The sequence below is a fragment of the Sphingomonas faeni genome (genome assembly GCF_040407505.1).
GTDB classification, from domain to species: Bacteria; Pseudomonadota; Alphaproteobacteria; order Sphingomonadales; family Sphingomonadaceae; genus Sphingomonas; species Sphingomonas faeni_E.
In genome coordinates this window covers 172,436-187,030 of record NZ_JAPZPQ010000007.1, presented here as the reverse complement: position 1 = coordinate 187,030, position 14,595 = coordinate 172,436, and the positions used below count along the sequence as shown (strand labels likewise).

16 protein-coding genes are annotated in these 14,595 nt (G+C 64.2%); 1 reads left to right on the top strand and 15 read right to left on the bottom strand.

The features are described from left to right. Positions 1–293: 293 nt before the first annotated feature. The 13 genes from O6X71_RS18310 to rpsB all read right to left on the bottom strand — a co-directional run bounded on the left by O6X71_RS18310 (position 294) and on the right by rpsB (position 12,483). The gene (locus O6X71_RS18310) at positions 294–611 is read right to left on the bottom strand and encodes a PilZ domain-containing protein (protein ID WP_353467145.1); all 318 of its coding nucleotides are present in this window, start codon (positions 609–611) and stop codon (positions 294–296) included. Between the two features lie 104 nt (positions 612–715). Next, positions 716–946: a 50S ribosomal protein L31 gene (gene rpmE, locus O6X71_RS18305; protein WP_055880673.1), complete on the bottom strand. Its 231-nt coding sequence runs from the start codon at positions 944–946 to the stop codon at positions 716–718. Between the two features lie 103 nt (positions 947–1,049). After that, entirely contained in the window at positions 1,050–1,535 is a 486-nt protein-coding gene (gene fabZ, locus O6X71_RS18300; protein ID WP_353467144.1) for a 3-hydroxyacyl-ACP dehydratase FabZ, read from the bottom strand. A 9-nt stretch (positions 1,536–1,544) separates the two neighbouring features. Then, positions 1,545–2,210: an OmpH family outer membrane protein gene (locus O6X71_RS18295; RefSeq protein ID WP_353467143.1), complete on the bottom strand. Its 666-nt coding sequence runs from the start codon at positions 2,208–2,210 to the stop codon at positions 1,545–1,547. Beyond that, positions 2,210–4,990 (bottom strand): outer membrane protein assembly factor BamA, encoded by a 2,781-nt coding sequence (bamA, locus tag O6X71_RS18290; RefSeq protein WP_353467153.1) that lies wholly within the window; start codon positions 4,988–4,990, stop codon positions 2,210–2,212. The genes O6X71_RS18295 and bamA overlap by 1 nt, the downstream gene beginning before the upstream one ends. 53 nt (positions 4,991–5,043) lie before the next feature. Then, positions 5,044–6,177 carry an RIP metalloprotease RseP gene (gene rseP, locus O6X71_RS18285; protein WP_353467141.1) on the bottom strand — a complete coding sequence of 378 codons (1,134 nt, stop codon included), beginning with the start codon at positions 6,175–6,177 and terminating at the stop codon, positions 5,044–5,046. Next, positions 6,174–7,331: a 1-deoxy-D-xylulose-5-phosphate reductoisomerase gene (locus O6X71_RS18280; RefSeq protein ID WP_353467140.1), complete on the bottom strand. Its 1,158-nt coding sequence runs from the start codon at positions 7,329–7,331 to the stop codon at positions 6,174–6,176. Before O6X71_RS18280 ends, rseP begins: the two co-directional genes overlap by 4 nt. Beyond that, positions 7,328–8,083: a phosphatidate cytidylyltransferase gene (locus O6X71_RS18275; protein WP_353467152.1), complete on the bottom strand. Its 756-nt coding sequence runs from the start codon at positions 8,081–8,083 to the stop codon at positions 7,328–7,330. The genes O6X71_RS18280 and O6X71_RS18275 overlap by 4 nt, the downstream gene beginning before the upstream one ends. A 65-nt stretch (positions 8,084–8,148) precedes the next feature. Beyond that, positions 8,149–8,841: an isoprenyl transferase gene (locus O6X71_RS18270; protein WP_353467139.1), complete on the bottom strand. Its 693-nt coding sequence runs from the start codon at positions 8,839–8,841 to the stop codon at positions 8,149–8,151. 68 nt (positions 8,842–8,909) lie between these two features. Further along, positions 8,910–9,467: a ribosome recycling factor gene (frr, locus tag O6X71_RS18265; RefSeq protein WP_056055952.1), complete on the bottom strand. Its 558-nt coding sequence runs from the start codon at positions 9,465–9,467 to the stop codon at positions 8,910–8,912. Position 9,468: 1 nt separating this feature from the next. Then, positions 9,469–10,197, bottom strand: coding sequence for a UMP kinase (gene pyrH / locus O6X71_RS18260; RefSeq protein ID WP_056066004.1), 729 nt, complete (start codon positions 10,195–10,197; stop codon positions 9,469–9,471). A gap of 409 nt (positions 10,198–10,606) precedes the next feature. Continuing rightward, on the bottom strand, positions 10,607–11,539 hold the full coding sequence (gene tsf / locus O6X71_RS18255; protein WP_056055945.1) for a translation elongation factor Ts: 933 nt from the start codon (positions 11,537–11,539) through the stop codon (positions 10,607–10,609). Between the two features lie 89 nt (positions 11,540–11,628). Continuing rightward, positions 11,629–12,483, bottom strand: a complete 855-nt coding sequence (rpsB, locus tag O6X71_RS18250; RefSeq protein WP_353467138.1) for a 30S ribosomal protein S2 — start codon at positions 12,481–12,483, stop codon at positions 11,629–11,631. A 325-nt stretch (positions 12,484–12,808) separates the two neighbouring features. Between rpsB and O6X71_RS18245 the strand changes: the two genes are divergently transcribed. Beyond that, the gene (locus O6X71_RS18245; protein ID WP_353467137.1) at positions 12,809–13,042 is read left to right on the top strand and encodes a hypothetical protein; all 234 of its coding nucleotides are present in this window, start codon (positions 12,809–12,811) and stop codon (positions 13,040–13,042) included. Here the strand turns inward: O6X71_RS18245 and O6X71_RS18240 are convergent. Together O6X71_RS18240 and O6X71_RS18235 are read right to left on the bottom strand one after the other, a co-directional pair. Further along, on the bottom strand, positions 12,981–13,829 hold the full coding sequence (locus tag O6X71_RS18240) for a CDP-alcohol phosphatidyltransferase family protein (protein ID WP_353467136.1): 849 nt from the start codon (positions 13,827–13,829) through the stop codon (positions 12,981–12,983). The genes O6X71_RS18245 and O6X71_RS18240 overlap by 62 nt on opposite strands. Continuing rightward, on the bottom strand, positions 13,829–14,557 hold the full coding sequence (locus O6X71_RS18235) for a phosphatidylserine decarboxylase (protein ID WP_353467135.1): 729 nt from the start codon (positions 14,555–14,557) through the stop codon (positions 13,829–13,831). The genes O6X71_RS18240 and O6X71_RS18235 overlap by 1 nt, the downstream gene beginning before the upstream one ends. Positions 14,558–14,595 lie beyond the last annotated feature (38 nt).

The following is a 14,595-nucleotide window of genomic DNA, read 5'->3' as shown; positions in this document are numbered from 1 at the left end:
CTCTAGGGCCACCTCCCCGACCCGTCAAACGCTTTTTTACAGTTTGAGGTCAGTTTCTGGAAAATCAGAGGCGAGGCTTCCTGTGACGCCCTCTCGTACCTCGTGCAGGGGCGATGGTTTGTCACGATCGCGTTCTGAGCGAAGGCTGTCCTTGCCGATGCAGACCAGCTGCGTGTCGAGGCAGAACCCCCTCCCCAGACGAGGCAGACCGATCGAGCGCTCACGTTCGATCAGGCCTGAAGCTCACCTGAGGAGAAATGCGGCGGACGGCGGCACGTCCACTCAGCAACGCGTCAGCGTGAGGACGCCGTAGCGACCAGCGCTTCGAATACGGTCGCCGGAAGGGGAGTGTGGAACTTGCAACCCGCCGTGTAGTCATCGGCCCACATCACTTCGGCGACGACCTGCCCGACTTGTGGAAGGTTGAGCCAGATGCTGGTGCCGCGCTTGAGCGCCGAATAGGTTTGGAGTCGTGCACCGTGGATCGAGATGTCGACCACTCTGCAAAGCGTGCGGCCGGTCTTGCCGAGCCGGACATCGAGCGAAATCGGAGCGCGCGGTGCGCTGCGCCGGGACTTACGCTCTGCGGGTTCGAAGTCGGCGGCGAACATGGGGTCCTCGTCCTTGCGAGCCCAAATTTAGCCGTCGATCCCTAACGCCGTCTTAATAAAAGACCCCGGAATGGATTAGTATCAATCCATTCCGGGACTTAAGCTTACTTGCGGAGCGTGAGACCGCCACCGAAACGCTTGTTGAAGCGCGCGACCTGGCCGCCGGTATCGAGCATCGTGCCGCGGCCGCCGGTCCATGCCGGATGCGCGAGCGGATCGATCTCGAGCGTCATCACGTCGCCTTCCTTACCCCAGGTGGTGCGAGTCTGGTACTTGCTGCCATCGGTCATCTGGACGGTGATCATGTGATAATCGGGGTGCGTATCGGCCTTCATGGGACTTCTCCGTATGTGGCTGGTTCCGACCAGCCTGAAAAGGAAGGCGCGCCCGTACACGGACGCGCCCGAATTTACAACAACGCGAGGCTAGAGCCTCACATCAGGCTTTCGGCGGGTCGGCGATCATCGCCGTGAAGTTCGCTTCGGCGACCAACTGCCCGTCGACCAGCGCGCGGCCCGAGAACTTGCACACCGAGCTGCGCTTCTGGACGAAGGTCACTTCGAGTTTCAGCAAAACGCCTGGCTCGACCGGCTTGCGGAACTTCGCACCGTCGATCGCCATGAAATAGACGAGCTTGCCCGACCCTGCGAGACCCAGCGACTCGACCGCGAGGATCCCCGCCGCCTGCGCCATCGCCTCGACGATCAGCACGCCCGGCATGATCGGGCGCCCGGGGAAATGCCCCTGGAAGAACTGCTCGTTCATCGACACCGCCTTGATCGCGGTGATCGACGTGTCGAGGATCAGATCCTCGACACGATCGACCAGCAGCAACGGATAGCGATGCGGCAACGCGGCCATGACGCGCCCGATATCGAGCGGACCCAAGCTCGTCTTGGCCGTGTCGTTCACAGTCTCGGTCATCGGTATGACTTAACGACCCTGCGGGGTGCGGGTAGCGGCAGGCGTACGACCTGCTGGAGCCGGCGCGGCGCCCTGCTGCTGCTGACCACCCTGCTGGTTCGGCTGCCAGTTTGCCGGCACTGCCGTGCTGACGCTCGGCACGAGACGATCGAGCTCGGTCGTGATCGCCGCGGTGATGTCGGCGGTAGGCTGTGCAAACAGCGCAGCCTCGGGACGCAGCAACAGGCTGACGTTTTTGGCACGAACCGCGGCCGTGACGGCATCGCTGAGCTTCGCCTGGATCTGCTCGATCGCATATTGCTGCGCGCGCTGGGCGGGCTGCGTCAGGCGAGCGAGTTCCTGGTTCGCCGCGTTCTCACGCGTCTGGATCGCCTGAGCCTGCGGACGCAGAGTCGCCTCGGACGCGCCGGGTGCGCGCTGTGCGGTCTGGAACGCGGTGACCAGCGGCTGGAGCTCGCGGGCAACGGCCTGGCGGCGGGTTTCGGCCTGGTCGAGCTGGGCCTTGTAGGTCGTCTCGATCTGGGCGCGCGCGGCGTTCCAGGCCTTCGAGTTGGCGATCGCACCCTGCGCGTCGGCAACGGCAATGCCCGAAACCTGTGCATCGGCAGCGGTCGCGGTCATGGCGGCAGGCGCAACGAGCGCTGCGGCGAGGAGAAGCGTCTTGAACGTCGTCATCAGAACTGTGTCCCTACGTTGAAAGTAATGAGTTTGGGGTCGTCGCCCGGCTGCGAGAGCAAGGCCTTGGCGAGATCGATACGGAGCGGGCCGAACGGCGAGTTCCAGTTCACGCCGATGCCGATCGACAGACGTGGCTTGGCGGAGTTGCCAAGGAACTGCTCGAAATACGGTCCGTAGCTGCGCGTCTGCGCAGTGTTGACCGTCGTTCCTGCACAGGGTCCACCCGCCGTCGCCGAGTAGCCGACGGCGCATGTCGTGCCCAGACCACCGTTTGTGGTGTCGGTCGACGGCACGACATAAAGGGCTTGCCCTGCGGAGTTCGTGATCGCCGTCTGCAACGGCAGGCGCGTCACGTTGCCCGCCGCGTCGGTGGTCGTCGGATACGCGTCGTTCTCGACCGTCAGCGCAGGCCGGGTGATGTTGAACAACGAACCCGCCTGGACGTAGATCGAAGGACGCAGCCCGAGTTCGCGAGCGCCGGACCCAAGCGGAATCTCGAGTTCGATGCGGCCGAGATAATAGGCATTGCCACCCAGCGCATCGTCGATGACCTGGTTACGATCGGTGACCAGCACCTGCTTGCCCGAAGCGTCCGTCATATACGGGGTTCGCAACACACGCGGGCCGACGCCGCGGATATCGAAGCCGCGGAACTGCGGCTCGCCGAGGTAGAACCGGTCGGTGATGCGGACCTTGTCGATACCCTCGCCACGGCTACCTTCGAGCGACTTGATGTAGCCGCCTTCGCCGATCGCCGACAGGATGAAGCCGCTGCCGATGTTGTAGTATTTGGCGCCTTCCGCCCGCGTGCGAATATATTTCACATCGCCGCCGAGGCCAGCAAAATCCTGGCTGAACGAGAACCGCGACCCGGCGGTCGGACGCAGGCGGCTATTCAGCGTGTCATGGATCAAAGAATAGCCAACCGACGATGTCCAACGGTTACCGATCGCTTCGCAGAGGTAACGCCCAGCCAGCTGGATATCGCACTTGCCGTTGGTAAAGTACGTCGACTCGTTCAGCCCGACCTCATCGTACGACAGACCATAGCGCGCTGACAGCGACCAGAATTCGGTCAGCGGCACGCCGGCACGAAGCTGGAAGCCGGTCGACACCTGCGAATAGGTCGTCTGGCGATCGTTGCCGATATAGTTGAACGAGTTGTAGTCGCGGCGGAAGACATCGCCACCGACCGCGATGTTCTTGTCGAACAAATATGGCTCGGTGAAGCCAAGCTCGATCGACTTCGAATAGCTCGAATAGTTCACGCCGGCGCGCAGTTCCTGGCCCTTGCCGCGGAAGTTGCGCTGCGTGATGTTCGCCTGGATGATGAAGCGCTCGAGGCTCGAATAGCCAGCCGACAGCTGAAGCTCGCCGGTCGACTTTTCCTCGAGGTTGGTCTCCAGGATAACGCGGTCAGGCGCCGAACCCGGCAGCTGCTTGATCTCCATCTTGTCCTGGAAATACCCCAGCGAGTTGATGCGATCCTGCGAGCGCTTCACCTGGAAGCTGTTGAACGCGTCGCCCTCCGCCAGACGGATCTCGCGACGCACGACCTTGTCCTGCGTCTGCGTGTTGCCGTTGATCTCGATCCGCTCGACATAGGTGCGCTTGGCTTCGGCGATGTTGAAATTAATCCCCATCGTCAGCGTGTCGGCGTCCTTCTGGAACTCCGGGTTCACCTCGGTGAACGCGTAACCGAACAGACCCGCGGTCTGGCTGAGGTTGTCGACCGAATCCTCGACCAGCTTGGCGTTGTACCAGTCGCCCTTCTTCAGCGGCAGCGAGGCCGCGAGCTTGGTGTTGTCGAAGTCGCGGATCTGGCTGTCGACGGTGACGTCGCCGAACTTGTAGCGCTTGCCCTCCTCCACCACGTACGTGATGATGAAGTCCTTCTTGTCCGGCGTCAGCTCGGCCACGGCCGAGGTCACACGGAAATCGGCATAGCCCTGCGTCAGATAGAACTGGCGCAACTTCTGCTGATCGTAGGACAGACGATCCTGGTCGTAGCTGGTTGCCGACGACAACAAGCGGAACAGACGCGACTGCTTGGTCGCCATCTGGCCGCGGATCTGATCGTCGGAGAACACCTCGTTGCCGAGGATGTTGATCTGGCGGACCTTCGACTTCGGCCCTTCGCTGATCTCGAACACGACGTCGACGCGGTTCTGGTCGAGGTTGACCATCTTCGGATCGATCACCGCGGCGAAGCGGCCCTGGCGACGATACAGCTCGATGATCCGCGCGATATCCTGGCGGACTGCGGTGCGCGTGAAGATCTGGCGCGGCGCGAGCTTGATCTCCTTGGTGATCTTGTCGCTCTTGAGAGCCTTGTTGCCCTCGATGATCACGCGGTTGATGATCGGGTTCTCGCGCACGCGGAGGACGATATTGCCGTCTTCGACACCTGCGATCGAGTAATCCGCGAACAGATCGCTGGCCTGGAGATCCTTCAGCGCCTGATCGAGCGTCTCGGCGGTATAGGGGATGCCGACGCGCAGCTTGGTATAGCTGAGCACCGTCTCACCCTCGATGCGCTGCGATCCCTCGACGCGCAAAGTCTTTATCGTCCGCACGGATACCGGCGTGCCGACGGGCGTTACTACCGGCGGAGCGACTCGCGTTGCACCGTTCCGCGTCGCCGTTCCGGCGGGCGCGGTAGAAGGCGAGGCGGCGGGTGCCGTCTGCGCAAAGGCGGGAACGCCCGACAGGATCGTTCCTGCAAGCAGCAGGGCGCCCTTACGCGCGAAATCGTAACCGTTGATCGCTGTCACCAAACCCACCTTAAAAACGTGCACATACAAGGCGCGCCCGCCCTGCCCTATCGTCGTCAGCCGATCAAGCCGGCCAAGTTCTTCCAGAGCCCGAAATTGCCGAGATCGTTGAAGGTCACGAGCAACATCAGCGCGAGGATTGCCGCAAGACCGCCACGAAACGCCCATTCCTGAACCTGCGGTTCGACCGGGCGCCTGCGCACCGCTTCGATCGCATAGAAGAACAAATGGCCTCCATCGAGCATCGGCACTGGCAGCAGATTGATGAACCCCAGATTGATCGACACCAGCGCAATCAGGAAGACATAGGCGTCGAGGCCGAGCGACATCTGCTCCCCCGACACCTTCGCGATGCTGAGCGGCCCGCCGAGCTCCTTGACCGAACGACGCCCGGTGATGACCTGCCCCAGCGTCTCGACCATCATCGACACGATCTCGCCGGTGCGCTTCACCGCGATCACCGGCGCTTCGATCAGGCTGACGGGGACGATGACCGGCTTGCTGCCGGCGATGCCTAGGCGACCGATTCGATATTCGTTACCGAAGCGGTCGCGCTGGAGTTCGGTACCGATGACGATATCGCGTGAGACCGTCTGGCCGCCACGCTGCGCGTCGATCCGCGTGCTCTCGCCGGCGCGGATGCGGGCGTAGCGGGCAAGATCGTCGAACGTCTCGACCGAGCGTCCCCCGATCGCGGTGATCCGGTCGCCGACCTGCAGCCCGGCCGCCGCAGCGGCGCTGCCGGGAACCGTGCCGCCGACGATCGGCGGCATGCGGATGTCACCATAGGCAAACGCGAAGCCGGCGAGGATCAGGACCGCGACGACGAAGTTCACGACCGGGCCGGCTGCGACGACGATCGCGCGCTGCCACACCGGCTTCGATTGGAACGTACGCTGACGCTCGTCAGCAGGCAGTGACAGCCACTCGGCCGAGGGCTGACTGGCCGGATTCATATCGCCTGCGAACTTCACGTAACCGCCGAGTGGCAGCCAACCGAACTTCCACCGCGTGCCGCGCTTGTCGGTAAAGCCCGCAATCTCGTGGCCGAAGCCGATCGCGAAGGCATCCGCCTTGATCCCGAAAATGCGCCCAGCGAGATAATGTCCCATCTCGTGCACGAACACGAGGGGGCCGATCACCGCGGCGAACGACAATATGGTCAGCAGGACACCGGGTGTTTCGATCAAACCGCGTAATCCTTCACACGCTCGCCCGCCAAGATCCGCGCCTCGGCATCGATCGCCAGCACGGCATCGACGCTGTCCGGCGCGGCCGGGTCATAACACGACAACGTATGTTCGACGATTGCGGCAATTTCGAGGAAGCCGATGCGCCGTTGCAGGAATGCCTCGACCGCTACCTCGTTGGCGGCGTTGAGAATTGCCGGCCGAGCGCCGCCTGCGTCGAGCGCCTCGCGAGCCAGCCGCAACGCGGGGAAGCGGACCGGATCGGGTGCCTCGAAGTCGAGTCGGCCGATCGCGACGAGGTCGAGCGGGGCCATCGGCGTTGCCATCCGATCCGGCCAGGCGAGCGTGTGCGCGATCGGCGTGCGCATGTCGGGGGGCCCCAACTGCGCGAGCACCGACCCGTCGACATGATCGACCAGGCTGTGGATCACCGATTGCGGATGGATGACGATCTCGATCCGGCCGTGCGCGATCGGGAACAGCCGCGCCGCCTCGATCAGTTCGAGGCCCTTGTTCATGCAGGTCGCCGAATCGACCGAGATTTTCGCGCCCATCGACCAGTTGGGATGCTTCACCGCCTGTTCGAGCGTGACGCCGCGCATCTGCTCGGTCGTCCAGTCGCGGAACGGTCCGCCACTGCACGTCAGGATGATCCGCCGGACACGTTCGGGCCGACTCGCGTCGAAGCACTGGTAGATCGCGTTGTGCTCGGAATCGGCAGGAAGCAACGTCGCGCCGGTCCGCTTGGCCGCAGCGAGGATGACGTCGCCGGCGGAGACCAGCGGCTCCTTGTTGGCAATCACCACGGTCCCGCCCTGCTCGATCGCCGCCATCACCGGCTTCAGCCCAGCGCAACCGACGATCGCGCCCATCGTCCAGTCCGCGCCCGATGACGCCGCCTCGGCGATCGCTTCGGCACCTCCGCCCGCGCGAATCCCTGTTCCGGCCAGCGCCTCACGAAGTTCGGGAAGACACCCCTCATCGGCAACGACAGCAAACTCTGCGTTGGTGCGGATCGCGGCCGCGGCAAGCTTAGTCACATCGCAATTGGCGGTCAGCGCGACGACGCGGAAGCGGTCGGGTTCACGCTCGATAAGGTCGAGCGTCGAGGTGCCGACCGAGCCGGTCGCACCGAGAATCGTGACGCTCTTCATGCGTAGAAATGCGGCAACAGGACGAGGAACGCCGCGATTGGCGCGACCGGGACCAGCCCGTCGAGCCGATCCATCACACCGCCATGCCCCGGCAGGATGTTCCCACTGTCCTTCACCCCCGCCACGCGCTTTAACCAGCTCTCGTAAAGATCGCCCATCTGCGCGAGCACGGCGAGCACCGGCGTCGCCAGCGTCATCCGCAGCGGCAGGCCGTATTGCGTGTGCAGCACCGCTGCGACCGCGCTCGCAAGCACGACACCACCGATCAGCCCCGACCATGTCTTGTTCGGGCTGATCACCGGCGCCAGCTTCGGCCCGCCCAAGGTCCGCCCGGTAAAGAACGCGCCGATATCGCACGCCCACACCAGCGACAGCGCCCACAGCGTAAAGAGGATTCCCTCGTCCTGCCGCCGGATGATCATCAGCGCGAACACGGGGAGACCGCAATAGATGATGCCCAGCGCCAGCTTGGGTTTGCGCGTCGTGATGACGACGAAGAACGCCGCCCCCACAAGCAGGCCCAGCGTGAAGAAATCATGGATGACGAGGATCAGCGACGCGGGGGCCATCAGTGCGAGCGGCACCGACAGCGCGAACTGCGTCATCCGCTTGGTCTTGGCGTCGGCGCCTTGCAGCATCGACCATTCCGCCATCATGAACAGCGCGGCCACCACGCCAAGCACCCAGAACGCGATCCCGCCGAGCGTCAGCGCAAGGCTGGCCACCGCGATCATGCCGACGCTGGCGATCATCCGGAGTTGGAGATTGGACGGCGTGCGCAACGCCTGATCGGGCGCCTTTTCAGGGTCGGTGAGGTTCACAGACCACCGTAGCGGCGCTGACGCTGACCAAACGCCGCGACAGCATCGGCGAGCGCGGCCGCATCAAAGTCAGGCCAGAGCGTGTCGACGAACAGCAGTTCCGCATACGCCGCCTGCCACAACAGGAAGTTCGACAGACGCTGCTCGCCCGACGTCCGGATCATCAGGTCCAGCGGAGGAAGGTCGTGCGTATCGAGTTCCGCCTCGATCGTCGCCTCATCGATGCTCGCCGGATCCAGCGCACCATCCCGCGCCCGCTCCGCGAGACGCCGCGCAGCGGTCACCAATTCGGCATGTGCGCCATAATTCAGCGCGATCGCCAAAATCGGACCGCTGTTCCCCGCCGTCCGCGCGATCGCATCGTCGACCATCGCCACCAGATCGGGCGAAAAGCTGTGATAGTCGCCGATCACGCGCAGCCGAACGTTCTCGCGGGCGAGTTCGTCGAGGTCGCTGCGGATGAAATGCCGCAGCAGCCCCATCAGGTCGCTGACCTCCTCGGCCGGACGCCGCCAGTTCTCCGACGAGAACGCGTACAGCGTCAGCGCCTCGATCCCCATCGCCCGCGCCGCGCGCGTCACCTTGCGCACCGCCTCGACGCCGGCCTTGTGCCCGGCGAAGCGCGGCAGGAACCGCTTCTTCGCCCAGCGGCCATTGCCGTCCATGATGATCGCGACATGACGCGGCACCGCCCCGCCTGCAGGAACGGCGCCCACAGGAACAGCAGCGAGCGGCGCGGCCGAGGAGGCCTGCAATCTCACTTGCCCAGGATTTCCTTTTCCTTGGCGGTCGCGGTCGCATCGAGCTCGGCGATGATGCTGTCGGTCAGCTTCTGCACTTCGGTCTCGTGACGCTTGCGCTCGTCCTCGCCGAACACGCCCTTCTTCTCATCGACCTTGAGCGAATCCATCCCGTCGCGGCGCACGTTACGGACCGCGATGCGGGCCTTTTCGGCATACTGGCCGGCCAGCTTGGCGAGTTCCTTGCGGCGCTCCTCGGTCAGATCCGGGATCGGCAAGCGCAGCGTCTGGCCGTCGACGATCGGGTTGAGCCCGAGGCCGGCCGAGCGGATCGCCTTGTCGGTCGGGCCGACGTTCGACTTGTCCCAGACCTGCACCGACAGCATGCGCGGCTCAGGCGCCGACACGGTCGCGACCTGGTTCAGCGGCATCGACGACCCGTACACCGTCACCATCACCGGATCGAGCAGCGCGGTCGACGCGCGACCGGTGCGGAGCCCTGCGAGATCGCTCTTCAGCGCTTCGACGGCACCAGCCATGCGGCGTTCGAGGTCGGTCTTGTCGTATGCGGCCATCTTAAAGCTCCTGCTCGTTCTGGACGATCGTCGACACGCCATCACCCGCCAACACCGCGGCGAGATTGCCGGGTTCGCGGATGTTGAAGACGACGATCGGGATATTGTTGTCGCGGCACAGCGCGATCGCGCTCGCGTCCATGACCTTGAGGTCGTCGGACAGCACGCGGCTGTACGTGACCGTTTCGTAGCGCACGGCGTCCGGGTGCGTCTTCGGGTCGGCGTTATAGACGCCGTCGACCGAAGTGCCCTTGAACAGCGCATCGCACTTCATCTCGGCAGCACGCAGCGCGGCGCCAGAATCGGTGGTGAAATAGGGGCTGCCGACGCCCGCCGCGAAGATCACGACGCGGCCCTTTTCGAGGTGACGCTCGGCCCGGCGGCGGATGAACGGCTCGCAGACCGACGCCATCGGGATCGCCGACTGGACGCGTGTATCGACGCCGATCTGCTCCAGCGCGTTCTGCACGGCCAGCGCATTCATCACGGTCGCGAGCATGCCCATGTAATCGCCGGTCGCGCGGTCCATGCCGCGTGCCGCGCCCGCCATGCCGCGGAAGATGTTGCCCCCGCCGACGACGATGCAGATCTCGTAGCCCTTCGCCTTGATGTCCGCGATCTCCTGCGCGACGCGCGCGGTGACGGTCGGATCGATCGAAAGACCCGATGGCCCCATCAGGACTTCGCCCGACAGTTTCAGCAGGATACGGTTGTAGCGCGGAGGCGTCATAAATCTCGAATTGTGATTGGCGGGGCGGCGCGGACCTTAGGCGGCGAGGCCCGGGATGTGAAGCGCTGTGCGGCGCGTGCATCGAAACTCGATGGAGATCGGACGGAAAATCGTCGTTCGCAGAAGCGCGCAACGGAGAACGTTCGTCATTCCCGCGGAGGCGGGAACCCATATTGGCTGGCGTCTCGATGGATCACCGGCGCCGGAGTTTATGGATCCCCGCCTACGCGGGGATGACGGAGAAGCACCAAGGCTGCTCCGCGATCCTTCTCCCCTCGGGGAGAAGGTGGCCCGGCAGGGCCGGATGAGGGGGCGTGAGGTTCGAGACCTCACCACTCCCGTCACCCTTCCCACCGCAAGCGCGACGGGCCCCTTCCCTCTCCCCGGAGGGGCGAGGGAGGAAGTCAGCTTACGCCTGCGGAACGCCCGAAGCAGCAGCAACCTCGGCTGCGAAGTCGGACTGCTCCTTCTCGATGCCCTCGCCGAGCTGGAAGCGGACATAATCCACCAGCTTGATCTCGGCGCCCGCATCCTTGCCGGCCTTGGCGACGACGTCGGAGATCTTGGTCTTGCCGTCCATCACGAACAGCTGGCTGACCAGAGCATGCTCCTTGCGGTACTTGGCGATGCCGCCCTCGACCATCTTGGCGATGATGTCGGCAGGCTTGCCAGACTCGGCGGCCTTCTCGGTCGCGATCGCGCGCTCGCGCTCGATCTCGGACTCGTCGAGGTCGGCTTCGTTGAGCGCCTTGGGGAACGCGGCTGCGATGTGCATCGCGAGCTGCTTGCCGAGTGCCTGGAGAACCTCGTCCGAAGCCTCCGACTCGAGCGCGACGAGCACGCCGATCTTGCCGAGGCCAGGGGCCGCTGCATTGTGGATGTACGGAACGACCGCACCCTTGCTGACTTCCAGCGTGCGCGAGCGGCGCAGCGACTGGTTCTCGCCGATCGTCGCGACGTTGTTCGTCAGGACTTCCTCGACGGTCTTGCCCGATGGCATCGCCTGCGACTTGAGTGCCTCGATGTCGCCACCCGTTGCGAGCGCGATCTGCGTGACGTCACGGACGAACGACTGGAACTGGTCGTTCTTCGCGACGAAATCGGTCTCCGAATTGACTTCGACCGCTGCGCCCTTGGTGCCCGACACGGCGACGCCGACGAGGCCCTCGGCCGCGGTGCGGCTGGACTTCTTGGCGGCGGCTGCGAGTCCCTTGGTACGCAGCCAATCCATTGCCTGCTCCATGTCGCCGGCGTTCTCGCTCAGCGCCTTCTTGCAATCCATCATGCCCGCGCCGCTCTTCTCGCGCAGATCCTTGACCATTGCTGCCGTGATATCGGCCATGTCTCTAATCCTTTTTAGGTCTGAATATGGTTGCGGGCGAGGCAGAGCTTTCGCCCTACCCCGCCCGCATGACGGTTCGGCGACGACGCTTATGCGTCGATCTGGCGCTCACCCTCGGCTGCCAGCTCGGCAGCGTTATCGGCGTTCGCCGCAGTCTCGGTCGTGTCGGCCGAAGCCTCGACGACGGGGTCTGCGCTCAGTGCCTCTTCCTTCGGCGGCTCGACCATCGCGCCGATGTCGGCACCGGTGCGCCGCTGCTGCTCCTGGCCGCCGCGCGTCGCGGCGATCGCGATCGCCTCGCAGTACAGGCGGATGGCGCGGGCTGCGTCGTCGTTCGCGGGGACCGGGAAGGCGATGCCGTCCGGCGACACGTTCGAATCGAGGATCGCGACGACGGGAATACCCAGCGTGTTGGCTTCCTTGATCGCCAGCTCTTCCTTGTTCGCGTCGATCACGAACATCACGTCGGGAATGCCGCCCATGTCACGGATGCCGCCGAGCGAAAGCTCGAGCTTGTCCTTCTCGCGGGTCAGCTGAAGGACTTCCTTCTTGGTCAGGCCGACGGTGTCGCCCGACAGCATTTCCTCGAGCGTCTTGAGACGCTTGATCGAACCCGAGATGGTCTTCCAGTTGGTGAGCATGCCGCCCAACCAGCGATGGTTGACGAAGTGCTGGCCCGAACGACGCGCTGCGTCAGCGACGGGCTCCTGCGCCTGGCGCTTGGTGCCGACGAACAGGACCTTGCCACCACCGGCAACCGCCGAAGAGACGAATTCGAGCGCGCGCGCGAACAGCGGCACGGTCTGCGAAAGGTCGAGGATGTGGACGCCGTTACGATCACCGAAGATGTAAGGCTTCATCTTGGGGTTCCACCGATGAGTCTGGTGGCCGAAATGCGCGCCCGTTTCGATGAGCTGCTGCATGGAGACGACTGGAGCCGCCATAGGGATATATCCTTCCGGTTGTGCCTCTGGGAAGCGGATGACGTCGTGGCCGAATGACCGTGACGCACCGGGCTATGATGCCTCCCATGCGGGGTTAGAGGCGCGGCCCTTAGCGTGGCTCTATTCGAAAAGCAATCGCACAAGGCCCGCTTGACTCATGGAACGCAATGAGAACATAAAGGGCTCAGAGGGGAACAGATGTTCGACTCGGCGCGGAATCACCCCGGCATGACGGGATTCGAAATGCGACGAGTGGAACGATGTTTCTGACCAAGTGTTTGCGGATATTAGGAATTTGTTCGCAACTCATAGGAAGGCGGACGTGATGTTGGTTCTGAGCTTCATGGTTTTTGCTGGTGCATTCGCGATCGCGGGCATGATGATCGTCTCGTCGATCGCGCCGCAGTGGGACCGTATCGTCCGTCTCGCGATGGGCAACGTCGAACCCGCGTTCCAGCCGCTCCGCACGCTGGCCGTTGCGGAGCGCCGGATTGCAGTCAGGCGCTGGGCTTCGACGTCGGCTCCGTTGCCCGCCCGCCGCTTGAACGCTGCCGCCTGATCTTGGCGTAACTCGCGATGCTGAACGGCATCGAGAGCAGGTACAGCACGCAGATGATGCTGAGCGTATGCCACGGCGCGCTCACGATTGCGGCGCCGAGCAATACGACGAGCGCAATGGCCTCGAACCGGATGTTGCTGCGGAGTTTGACCGAACTCCACGAATAGGTCGCGATACTCGACACCATCAGCAGTGCTACAAACGCGACCCAAGGCGCCACGAAATACGGCGACGCGAACCTGGGTTCGTCGGTCCAGAACCAGAAGAACATCGGCATCAACGCGAGTCCCGCGCCGGCTGGAGCCGGAACGCCGGTTAGGAAACCCGCGGACTTGTGCGGCTGGTGGCTCTCGTCGATCTTGGCGTTGAAGCGTGCGAGACGCAGCGCGCAGAACACGGCGAGGATCAGCGAGCAGATCCAGCCGACACGCGGCAACGCCGTCAGCGACCAGAGATAGACGATCAATGCAGGCGCGACGCCGAACGAGATCGCGTCGGAGAGCGAATCGAGTTCCGCGCCGAACCGACTTTCGCCGTGCAGCATCCGGGCGATCCGACCGTCCAGGCCGTCGAGCACGCCCGCGACCATGATCATCGCGACGGCGCTTTCCCATTGTCCACCGATCGCGAACCGCACGCCACTCAGGCCTGAACACAGGGCTAGCGCGGTAACCGCGTTGGGGGCGACGGCGCGCAGCGGGAGGCCACGCGGTGCACGACGCGGGCGACCGAACCGCCCCCGGCCCCGCTCCTCGATCGAACCATCGTCTATCCCGTCGCGATCCATCACTGGGCGATACCGCCGACTGGAACGCCACCGACGCGGCCGAGAACGGTCTCGCCTGCGATGCTGCGCTGACCGAGGCAGACCTGCGGCACGACGTGATCGGGCAGGTACACGTCGACTCGGCTACCGAACCGGATCAGACCGATGCGCTGGCCGACCGCGACCATGTCGCCGGCCTTCACGAAGCCGAGGATACGGCGCGCGACCAGGCCGGCGATCTGCGTGAAGCCGATCCGCATGCCATGGCGATCTTCAACGACGAAATGCTGGCGCTCGTTCTCGTCGCTGGCCTTGTCGAGATCGGCGTTGAGGAACTTGCCCGAGATGTAGACGACCTGTCGGATCGTGCCGGCGATCGGCGTGCGATTGATGTGCACGTCGAACACCGACATGAAGATCGACACGCGCACCAGCGGCGCATCGCCGAGGCCGTTCTCGCCGGCGAGCTCGCGCGGGATCGGCACGCGCTGGATCATCGTGATCAGCCCGTCTGCGGGGGCGACGATCAGGCCTTCGCCCTGTGGGGTGGTGCGGATCGGATCGCGGAAGAACGTCGCGACCCAGATCACGACGCCGACCATCGGCCAGAACAGCACGTGGCTGACGATCGTCAGCAACAGCGTGATGCCGGCCGCGATCGCGACGTATTTGTGGCCCTCCGGATGGACTGCGGGAAATCGCCATTTGACCGTGGAGGTCGTGACGGGCGGCTTGTCGAGCGATGCCATAACCTGCGGGTCTATCCGTGCAGGACGCGCGATACAAC

What these genes read in the sequence shown, in the direction of transcription:
- pyrH (WP_056066004.1), bottom strand. Translation starts at nt 10,197, where the DNA reads ATGACGCCTCCGCGCTACAACCGTATCCTGCTGAAACTGTCGGGCGAA.
- tsf (WP_056055945.1), bottom strand. Translation starts at nt 11,539, where the DNA reads ATGGCCGATATCACGGCAGCAATGGTCAAGGATCTGCGCGAGAAGAGC.
- rpsB (WP_353467138.1), bottom strand. Translation starts at nt 12,483, where the DNA reads ATGGCGGCTCCAGTCGTCTCCATGCAGCAGCTCATCGAAACGGGCGCG.
- O6X71_RS18245 (WP_353467137.1), top strand. Translation starts at nt 12,809, where the DNA reads ATGTTGGTTCTGAGCTTCATGGTTTTTGCTGGTGCATTCGCGATCGCG.
- frr (WP_056055952.1), bottom strand. Translation starts at nt 9,467, where the DNA reads ATGGCCGCATACGACAAGACCGACCTCGAACGCCGCATGGCTGGTGCC.
- O6X71_RS18240 (WP_353467136.1), bottom strand. Translation starts at nt 13,829, where the DNA reads ATGGATCGCGACGGGATAGACGATGGTTCGATCGAGGAGCGGGGCCGG.
- O6X71_RS18310 (WP_353467145.1), bottom strand. Translation starts at nt 611, where the DNA reads ATGTTCGCCGCCGACTTCGAACCCGCAGAGCGTAAGTCCCGGCGCAGC.
- rpmE (WP_055880673.1), bottom strand. Translation starts at nt 946, where the DNA reads ATGAAGGCCGATACGCACCCCGATTATCACATGATCACCGTCCAGATG.
- O6X71_RS18235 (WP_353467135.1), bottom strand. Translation starts at nt 14,557, where the DNA reads ATGGCATCGCTCGACAAGCCGCCCGTCACGACCTCCACGGTCAAATGG.
- O6X71_RS18275 (WP_353467152.1), bottom strand. Translation starts at nt 8,083, where the DNA reads ATGATCGCCAGCGTCGGCATGATCGCGGTGGCCAGCCTTGCGCTGACG.
- O6X71_RS18295 (WP_353467143.1), bottom strand. Translation starts at nt 2,210, where the DNA reads ATGACGACGTTCAAGACGCTTCTCCTCGCCGCAGCGCTCGTTGCGCCT.
- fabZ (WP_353467144.1), bottom strand. Translation starts at nt 1,535, where the DNA reads ATGACCGAGACTGTGAACGACACGGCCAAGACGAGCTTGGGTCCGCTC.
- O6X71_RS18280 (WP_353467140.1), bottom strand. Translation starts at nt 7,331, where the DNA reads ATGAAGAGCGTCACGATTCTCGGTGCGACCGGCTCGGTCGGCACCTCG.